This is a genomic window from uncultured Campylobacter sp. (assembly GCF_937981295.1).
GTDB lineage: Bacteria > Campylobacterota > Campylobacteria > Campylobacterales > Campylobacteraceae > Campylobacter_B.
In genome coordinates this window covers 1-9,422 of sequence record NZ_CALJPC010000072.1, presented here as the reverse complement: position 1 = coordinate 9,422, position 9,422 = coordinate 1, and the positions used below count along the sequence as shown (strand labels likewise).

Genomic DNA, 9,422 nt, shown 5'->3' with positions numbered 1-9,422 from the left:
AGAGATAAGAACCCTAATCTTAGTGCTTTTTTGTGTGGGAATTTTATACTGGTTTATCGAGCCTTATGCTCATACTAAGCTCAGTCCGCACGCCGATCCGGTAAATTACGATTTTGCAGCAGGCGATACGGCTTTAGCCGCGCATAACGTAGCCGCAGCAGAAAGCGCTTTGGCCGCAGCTGAAAAAGGCGGGGATGAGACGATGATAAAAAATTCTAAAAAAGCCCTAGCCAGTGCGAAAGAGCAACAAGACAAAACGGTGCTTTTTTGGGACGAGATAAATAAAATAGATCTTAGCAAAGGCGATGCTGTGCGCGGCGCCGAGACCTTTACAAATGCAGGCTGCACCGCATGTCATGGAGTAAAAAGTGCAAATATCCCCGCTCCTATGGACGCGGCAAGCGCTAGTGCCGCATACGGCGTCAATCCTCCGGATCTTAGCAGCGCAGGCTATCTATACACTGATAAATTCTTAGCTGCGCTCATCAAAGATCCGATCATGGCTCTTAAGCTAGATCAGAAATTTGGCGATGAAAAACCTTTTCCGATGCCTGGATTTTTCGGTATAGGCGGTGATCTAAATCAAGAGATCGCCGATATCGTAGCCTATCTAAAGTCGCTAGCTCCTAGCGAGGATAAACTAATCGCCTCTGAGGCTGCTGCTAGCGGCATCAAACAAGGCACCGAACTAGACGAAGCGCAGAAAAAATTCCTTTTAAGTAAGGCGGTTTTTGAGGATGCTTGTCTAAGATGCCACGACGTCAAATATGATAAGCTCTTTGCATCCAGCGACAAGGCTAGCTTGACTGCGTATATGGGCTCGACGCCTCCTGATCTTTCGATGATGATCCGTTCTAAGGGCGCCAACTATCTGCACGAGTTTATCAATGATACGCAAAAGAAGCTTCCAGGCACTTCGATGCCGCGCGTAGGCTTGAACGAAAACGCTGAAGCCAAGGTCGTGGAATATCTAGCTGACGTAGGCGATAGTAAAAAAGCCGAGCGTGAAGCTACGACCATAAATATTATGATATATTTCTTGATCCTTTCTGTTTTTGCAGGTCTTTGGAAAAGTAAAATTTGGTCGAAACTTCACTAAAATTTTAGCAGTCGGAGCAAAATCCGACTGCCTTTTAAAATTCCGCCATATCCTAAATTCTATTAAATTCCATCTATCAAAAAGCTCTTGCAATTGAGAATTTAGCCGCTTTCGTGCTTTATGATAACCGCTTTTTTTATTACTTTTTAAGATTTTTCTACATATAATTGCTACTTAATTTTGAAATTTAATGTATAAATTTAACTTAAGAAGGTTCAGATGAAATTTTTTAAATTTGCGATTTTGGCTCTTATTTTTCCATTTTGCATGTTGCTGGCGCAGACCGATTATCGCGCCGAAGCGGCGGCGATTAAAGAAAAATTTGCCCAGGCGGTTAAATTTTATGTAGACGGCAATAACTCGGAGGCCAGAAAGATAACCCAAGAGGCGTATTTCGGGCATTTTGAAAATTTAGAAGCCGGCATTCGCATAAATTTAAGTCAGAAAAAATCCTACGATATGGAGAAGCAATTCGGCGATATCCGTAAAGCGATCAAAGCTGAAAAGCCTCTAAATGAGATCCAAGCAATGATCGATAATCTAAATCGCGAGATTGACGAGGTTCTGCCTGTGATTGAATCTGGTCATCGTCTCGTAGCCGAGTATCAAGACGGAGGCGATGGCAGCACTTCTGCGCCAGCCTCAGGCGGGAATTCCGCAGCATCCGGTACAACTTCGCCGTGGATGAGCGTCTATACGGAATTTAAAGCTGAGCTGGATAACGCTAAAGCTGCGTTTGATAAGAAAGACACTGCTGCGCTAAAAGCTGCGCTAAATCGCGCTAAATTTGATATCTACCGCAACGAACGTCTAGAGGAGGCAGTGCGAAAATATGTCTCATCTCAGACCGATCAATCAATCCAGCAAATTATCGGAAATCTCTTGCGCGAGGATGCAGATACGGACAAATCAAAATTTGACGAAGCGATAAACGCCCTAGATAATCTAGCATTAAAAGCCGTAAATGATTTGCCGCAAGAAAGCTACTCCATAGCGCCGCAGACTGCGTTAGCACAAAGCGATACTAGCGAGGATGAGGGCAAGGATTTTACGCCGATTGTGCAAAATATCAAAGACAAAATGGCTAAGGTTTTGCAGCTTTACGAGAGCGGCAAGGTTGATGACGCGATCGACGAAAGCGGCAATATCTACTTCGACGAATACGAAGAGAGCGGTATGGAAAATATCGTCGGTGCTAAAAATACTCAGCTTAAGCTAGATACAGAAGCAAGTTTTAATAAAATTTCGGCTCTTATGCGCGCGGGCGCTTCCAAAGAGCAGATCGTAGCGGCGCAAAATAAGCTATTTGATCAGCTTACCCAAAGTATAGAGCTAACGAAGAAATCAAGCAACTGGGATCTATTCTTATACGCGTTTATCATTATCTTGCGTGAAGGATTTGAAGCGCTCATTATCGTAGCCGCAGTCATCGCTCTACTTATAAAATCCGGCAACTCAAAGCACCTAAATATCGTTTACAGCGCTCTTGGCGTCGCGGTTGTGCTAAGTATCGCTACGGCTTACGGGCTGAATTATATCTTCGGTAGTGAAAATGCAGGACAAACGCGCGAAGTGATGGAGGGCGCGGTGATGTTAATCGCCGTAGTTCTGCTATTTTATGTGGGCTTTTGGCTTCTTTCAAATGCAAGCTCCAAAAAGTGGAGCGCCTATATCCAAGGTCAAATTTCAAACAGCCTAAGTTCGGGCGATAGCAAGATGCTTTGGTGGACGGTATTTTTAGCGGTTTATCGCGAGGGCGCAGAGACGGTGCTATTTTATCTGGCACTACTTTTCGATGCTAAAAGTCCGGCAGCTACTAGCATGGTAGCAGCAGGCTTCGTAGCGGGTCTGGCGGCTCTTATTATAGTTTATATCGTCATCAAAGAATTCTCGCTTAAAATCGCTATCAAGCCATTTTTCATTGCTACATCGGTCATCATATTTTATATGTCCGTCGTATTTGTGGGTAAGGGCGTGATGGAGCTAGTCGAGGGCAAGGTATTCGTGCCTACGGTGATAGACGGGCTTCCTACGATTACGTGGATCGGATTTTATCCTTATGTCCAGAGCCTAGTGCCGCAAGCGGTGATGATCGTGCTTCTAATCGTAGGAATTTTGATCTTAAAAAATAAGCAAAAAAACAAATCTTAATAAGGAGAGAAAAGATGAAAAAGATTTTTTCAGGTATATTGGCGCTAAGCCTAGCCTCTGTTATAGCAATGGCGGGAGAGCATCCGATCGGCGAGCCGATTGAGCAAAATGGAATGGAGATCGCTGCTGTGTATCTTCAGCCTATCGATATGGAGCCTAAAGGCATCGATCTAGCTCCTAGCAAGGCGGACATCCACCTTGAGGCGGATATCCACGCTATCAAAGGCAACGCAAACGGATTTGGCGAGGGCGAGTGGATCCCTTACCTAAAGATCGCTTACGTGCTTAAAAACCTAGACACCGGCAAGATCCAAAAGGGAAATTTCATGCCTATGGTAGCTAGCGACGGCCCTCACTACGGCGCCAATATCAAAATGGTAAACGGCGTGGGCAATTACGAGCTAACCTACAACATCGAAAATCCAAGCACCAACGGATTCGGCCGCCACGCGGACAAAGCGACAGGCGTAGGCAAATGGTGGGAGCCGTTCTCGGTTAAATACACCTTCCAATACACAGGCGCTCCTAAAGAGTAATCATAGATGGCTCCGCCGAGTCCGTTTTGGCGGAGCTCTAGCGGTATTGGGTTTAGCCACACGCTTTAAATTTAAGGCGGTTACTTTAGCCCGTTTAAATTTGCCACTACGCCGCAGCCAAAGCGCATCGTTTTTGCTTTAATGCGTTTAAGCTTACGAATCTTTTTAACTGCGGCAAAATTTTAAAATTTAGCGCACCGCAAGGACGAAATAAAACCAAAGCAATAGCGAGGCGAAATTTCTCTTTGCGGGCAGCTCTTGCCGTTGCGAACTTTTTTGCAAGCGGATTTGAAATTTTAAAATTTACAAAATGGCGTAGGTTTTAAAATTTTAAAATTTAAGCAATTATAGGCGATTTACGCGCATTAGACTCGATGAGGATTTTTAATGACGATATTTTTTTATCACGTTAGCTTGGCTCTATTTCCGCTCGCGTTTTTAAGCGCGTATCTGGGCGGCAGGCGCTTTATCAGCGCATCGTTTTTGCCCGCGCTTTTGGGAGCTGCATTCGGGGCGCTGTGCTTTAGCGCATTTGCGCGCTCGGCAAACGCCGATACGGGCAAGATCGTGTTTGATGCGCTCGCACTTTTAGCGCTGCTCGCGCTACTGCTTGCGTTTAAGTTTAAGCGATTCTATCTTACCGCTATAGTTATTTTTGCTCTTGGTTGCGCGTATGGATTTGAATACCGCTTCATAGGGATGAATTTTAAAATTTTCTCCGGCGAGCTACTGGACAGCTTCAGCCTAACCAACCTCTTCATGGCGGTTTTAGGTGCGCTGGCGCTCATTTTATTCTATTTTATTTATCGCTCAGCTCTAGCGCGTACGAGTAGAGGTGCAAAGCTGGCGTCATTCGTCATCGCGTGGGCGTTTGCCTTTATCGCCAAAATCGGCTTTTTGGGCCTTGATCTGCGCCAGGCAGACGCGCCCAAAGCGCTAGCTGCGAAGGGTTTTGAAGGGCTTTCAAACGCGATCGGCTCGTCCGAGTTTCTAAGCGTCATCGCTAAAATCATCCACTACAACAACTCCTATCTGACGCTAGCTCTTTGCCTTATAGCCGCGCTAATTGCGCTACTTACGGTATTTCGTGCGCCAAGTCGAGTGCCTCGCGAAGCGGACATTATAAAATTTAGAGAGGTTAAGGCGGGCAGATTCGCCATTTTTAGAGATTTTAGCCTGATCTTGTCGCTTGGGGTTTTAATCAGCTTTTTGGGGCTTTATTATATCTTGGTCGCCTCAAAACCGCCTACGATCGATGAGCCTAAGATTATCGAGCCGCAAGGCGCGGAATTCATAATCGATGCAAACATCGTAAAAGATGGCAAGCTGCACCGCTTTGCCTACGTCACCGACGACGGGCATAAGGTCAGGTTTTTTCTACTAAACCGCTTCACGGACAAATTTGCCCCGGTCGCGGTTTTTGACGCGTGCTCGATCTGCGGCGATATGGGCTATATCAAAAAAGGCGATGAGCTCATCTGCATCGCTTGCAACGTGCGTATCTTTTTGCCGAGCGTCGGCAAGCTTGGCGGCTGCAATCCGATCCCGCTGGATTATAAGCTAGAGGGGCAAAATATCGTCATCGCGCTTAAGACGATTGAAGACGGCGCGTCCTATTTCTCGGAGATTGTGGATAAAAAGGTGATCGATCCGGTCAGCAGAAAAGAAATTTTAAACACCTCTAAATTTAGCTATCTTTACTACGGACGCACCTACTTTTTCGAAAGCGAAGCGAATGCAAACGCCTTTACCGCGCATCCCGAGCGCTATGTAGATGAAAACGGCACGCTAAAGGAGCTTAAATAATGTTTTTACGCATCATCAAATCCTCCATTTTAAACTCCAGGGATAGCAAAATTTTAGCGTTTTTGACGATATTTTTATCGGTTTCGCTGATCGCTTGCATGCTAAATATCACGCTAAAAATTGGCGATCAGGTTGCTAAGGAGCTGCGCAGCTACGGCTCGAATATCGTCGTGCTACCGCGCTCGCAAAGCCTAAGTATCGAGATCGGCGGGCGCGAATACTCTCCGCTTAAAAACGATGATTTTTTAAAAGAGAGTGAGCTGCATAAGATCAAAGAAATTTTTTGGCGCAACAATATCACCGCCTTTGCGCCCTTTTTAACTACCCGCGCGGGAGATTACGACGTCGTGGGAACCTACTTTGAAAAGGACGTGGGCGTTAGCGACGAGCCTGATTTCAGATCGGGCGTGCGCTCGCTCTATCCGTTTTGGAGCGTAGAGGGGCAGTGGGTAAAAGACGGCGCCGAGAATGAGGTGCTCGCAGGAGACGGGCTTGGGCTAAAGATCGGCGATACGGTTAAGCTTGGAGATTATGAGGTTAAAGTCGTTGGGACTTTGCGCGGTGCGGAGGATGAAGCCAAAAAGCTGATCGCAAATTTATCGCTGGTGCAAAAGCTAACGCACAAAGAGGGCCTCATCGCCAAGGCAGAAGTTAGCGCCATGACTATCCCCGAAGACGATCTGTCCGTAAAGGCAAGAAGGAGTCTCGATAACCTGGACGCCACAGAATACGACACATGGTATTGCTCAGCATACGTTAGCTCCATCGCATATCAGATCACCGAGGAGTATCCAAACGCAAGCGCCAAGGCGGTGCTTAGCGTCAGCGAAGCTCAAAGCGGCATCACGAAAAAAATTCAAAATTTAATGGGCGTCGTAAGCATTCTGTCGCTGCTAATTTCAAGCATCTGCATCACAAGCCTGCTAAGCAGCGAAATTTACAAGCGCAAAAAGGAGATCGGCTTGCTTAAGGCGCTGGGAGCGAGCAATTTTATGATCTATATCCAGTTCGCCGCCGAAATTTTCGTCATCTGCGTAGCAAGCTCACTCGTGGGCGCAGTCGTGGGCTACGTGCTTAGCTGGGCGATCGCGTATCAAATTTTCGGCTCATTCATCGGCGTGTCGCTGATGGTCTTTCCGCTTAGCATCGTCTTTGGACTTCTTATTTGTATTATCGGCTCGATCTTGCCGCTACGCGGAGTGATCAAGCTACTGCCTGCGGAGGTGCTTTATGGTAGGAAATAACGGAGCGTTTTTTAGAGGCGCGATCTTTAAAAGTATCATCAACAGCGGCATCCGCAGCTTCGTGATTTTCGTCGCGATCATGCTAGGCAGCGCGGTTTGCGCGGCGTTCGTAAATATCTACGCCGACATCGATAAAAAGGTCGCCAGCGAGCTAAACAGCTACGGCGCAAATTTAATCGTAAGCCCCGCAAATTTAGAAAATTCCCATATGGACGAAGCGGCGCTTGATGCAAAATTTGCTAAAATCCCCACACTGAAAAGCGCGAATAAATATCTTTTCGGCAGCGCAAATTTAGGCGTCAACTCAGGCATCATCATGGGGGTAAATTTCTCCTCTCTGCGCGATACGATGCCGTTTTTGGATCTTAAAGAGGGTTCGTTTATCGGCGTGGATTTCGACGATAAAAACGCGCTCATCGGGCAGGATCTCGCCAAACTTTTGGGCGCGAAGCTCGGCGATAGTATCGAGATCACGCCGATCGGCTTAAACGAAACGAGCAAGGTTAAGATAAAAGGCATCGTCTATGACGGGCAGAAAGAGGACGGCATGCTGCTAATCTCGCTGCCGCTAGCGCAAAAAATTTTAAATCAGCCTGCGCAGGTAAATTACGCCGAAGCGATCGTAAGCGGCGATTTTAAGCAGCTTAGCGAAATTTCAAAAAGCCTGAGCGACGCGCAGATGAGCTTCGCGCCGATCGGCAAGGTATCCAAGACCCAGGGCATCATCTTAAACAAAATCAAGCTTTTGATGCTTCTTATCGGCATTACGATCCTTCTGATCACCTCGGTCTGCATCAACACGAGCCTTAGCTCGATCCTGCTTTCGCGCATCAAAGAGTTCGCGCTCATCCGCGCAATCGGCGCGAGCAAACAAAATTTGCTCCACCTGATCCTGAGCGAAATTTTAACCGTCTGCGTCGCAGGCTCGCTAGCTGGAGTATTCGTGGGATACCTGCTCGCGATCTTGCTGGGGCATCTGATATTTTCAAGCAGCGTGGATTTTAGGCTAATCAGCCTCTTTGCGGCGGTCGTGCTGAGCCTGATTTTTGCGCTCGCGGCAAGCTACTATCCGATCAAAAAGGCGCTGAATCCGAATTTAGCGAATCTATTAAGGGAATGACATGGAAATTTTAAAATTTGAAGGCATCTGCAAATACTTCGGCGAGGTTAAGGCTCTCGATAATATCAGCTTCGACGTTTTAAGCGGCGAGTGGGTCAGCATAATGGGCCCAAGCGGCAGCGGCAAGAGCACGCTCGTAAATATCCTAAGCCTGATGGACACCCCCACCGCGGGCAGATATATCCTAGGCGGAGCCGACGCGAGCGCGCTAAACGACGAGCAAATTTTAGAATTTCGCCGTAAAAAGATCGGCCTCGTGTTTCAGCAGTTTCACCTAATCCCCTATCTAACGGCCGTCGAAAACGTCATGCTAAATCAATACTACCACAGCTGCGTGGATGAAGACAGCGCCAAGGCAGCACTTGAGAAAGTGGGGCTCGCACACCGCATCACCCACCGCCCTAGCGAGCTTAGCGGCGGCGAGCAGCAACGTGTATGCATCGCGCGCGCACTCATCAATGACCCCGATATTATCATCGCCGACGAACCTACGGGCAACCTCGACGAAGCCAACGAGCGTGTGGTTTTGCAGCTCTTTCAGACGCTTCGCGGCGAGGGCAAGACGCTGCTTTTGGTCACACACAACGAAGAGCTCGGCAAATTTGCGGACAAAGTGGTGCGCCTAAGACACGGCAAACTCGATCGAATAGAACTTTTAGATCAAAGCACGATGAAGCATCATTTGGGCTCGCAGGATGAAATTTCAGATCGCGATCCAAACAAAAGCGCTTCGCAAAGCTCTAGCGCCGAAGCTGCGAGCGAGCAAAATTCCGCTTCGCAAAGCTCTGGCAGCGAAGATAGGGGCGCTAAAAATTTAAGCGGCGAAAATCAAGATACCAAAAATGCGGACGCACAGAATTCAGGTGCGTAAAATTTAGCTCGCATGATGAAAAATAAAGCTACGTTAAAATTTAAAAATTTCACCGCCCGCCCGCGCTCTTTTTGGGTTCGCACAAAGCTCGCGCGAGCAGGCGTGACTCTTTGCTACGCACGTCCCGCCGAAGCTGTTTGTCTCGAAAGATCAAGCGCCGTCACAAAACCGAGCGGAGTGGGTAAAAATTTAAAAAATCAAAATTTTAAAAGTCTAAATTTTAAAAACCAAAACGCTACGAGTACAAATTGCGAGGCAAATCGTTACATAGACTTTAGCGCGGATTATTACGATACGGATTGCGACATACGCTTTATAGCATATTGCTGTAGCACATGCCAAAGCATAAACTTTAACGCAGATCGAGACTTAAATTTAAATATATGCCACGATATAAATTCTAGCGCGGATTATGACATAAATCTCGTCAAGGGTCACGGCATGAACCCAAGCATGGATTATTACGACATACGCCTCGGAGCGTATCGAGACATAAATTCTAACAGGCATTGCACCGCAAATTTTAAAATTTCAAACGCAAATTTAAAAACGAATTTAGCAGTTTTAAAAGTAGACTTAAGGACGGATTTTAGAT

7 protein-coding genes and 1 pseudogene are annotated in these 9,422 nt (G+C 46.9%); all 8 read left to right on the top strand.

What is annotated here, in order from left to right; genetic code table 11:
* Positions 1 to 1,099 (top strand): c-type cytochrome (locus tag Q0135_RS06790; RefSeq protein ID WP_297989376.1); only part of this gene is annotated, 1,099 nt, incomplete at its 5' end.
* Between the two features lie 219 nt (positions 1,100 to 1,318).
* Positions 1,319 to 3,250 (top strand): FTR1 family protein, encoded by a 1,932-nt coding sequence (locus Q0135_RS06785; protein ID WP_297989374.1) that lies wholly within the window; start codon positions 1,319 to 1,321, stop codon positions 3,248 to 3,250.
* 14 nt (positions 3,251 to 3,264) lie between these two features.
* A complete protein-coding gene (locus Q0135_RS06780; protein ID WP_297989372.1) occupies positions 3,265 to 3,786 on the top strand; it encodes an iron transporter in 522 nt (173 codons plus the stop codon).
* Positions 3,787 to 4,173: 387 nt separating this feature from the next.
* Positions 4,174 to 5,592: a Fe-S-containing protein gene (locus tag Q0135_RS06775; protein ID WP_297989370.1), complete on the top strand. Its 1,419-nt coding sequence runs from the start codon at positions 4,174 to 4,176 to the stop codon at positions 5,590 to 5,592.
* A complete protein-coding gene (locus Q0135_RS06770) occupies positions 5,592 to 6,836 on the top strand; it encodes an ABC transporter permease (RefSeq protein ID WP_297989368.1) in 1,245 nt (414 codons plus the stop codon). Before Q0135_RS06775 ends, Q0135_RS06770 begins: the two co-directional genes overlap by 1 nt.
* Entirely contained in the window at positions 6,823 to 7,956 is a 1,134-nt protein-coding gene (locus tag Q0135_RS06765; RefSeq protein WP_297989366.1) for an FtsX-like permease family protein, read from the top strand. Before Q0135_RS06770 ends, Q0135_RS06765 begins: the two co-directional genes overlap by 14 nt.
* A 1-nt stretch (position 7,957) precedes the next feature.
* Positions 7,958 to 8,596 (top strand): annotated as a pseudogene (locus Q0135_RS06760) (ABC transporter ATP-binding protein); the annotation flags it as partial.
* Between the two features lie 246 nt (positions 8,597 to 8,842).
* The coding region (locus Q0135_RS06755; protein WP_297989364.1) for a hypothetical protein at positions 8,843 to 9,422 on the top strand (580 nt) is incomplete at its 3' end.

Coding starts and splice junctions, on each gene's coding strand:
- Q0135_RS06785 (WP_297989374.1), top strand. CDS start 1,319: ATGAAATTTTTTAAATTTGCGATTTTGGCTCTTATTTTTCCATTTTGC.
- Q0135_RS06780 (WP_297989372.1), top strand. CDS start 3,265: ATGAAAAAGATTTTTTCAGGTATATTGGCGCTAAGCCTAGCCTCTGTT.
- Q0135_RS06775 (WP_297989370.1), top strand. CDS start 4,174: ATGACGATATTTTTTTATCACGTTAGCTTGGCTCTATTTCCGCTCGCG.
- Q0135_RS06770 (WP_297989368.1), top strand. CDS start 5,592: ATGTTTTTACGCATCATCAAATCCTCCATTTTAAACTCCAGGGATAGC.
- Q0135_RS06765 (WP_297989366.1), top strand. CDS start 6,823: ATGGTAGGAAATAACGGAGCGTTTTTTAGAGGCGCGATCTTTAAAAGT.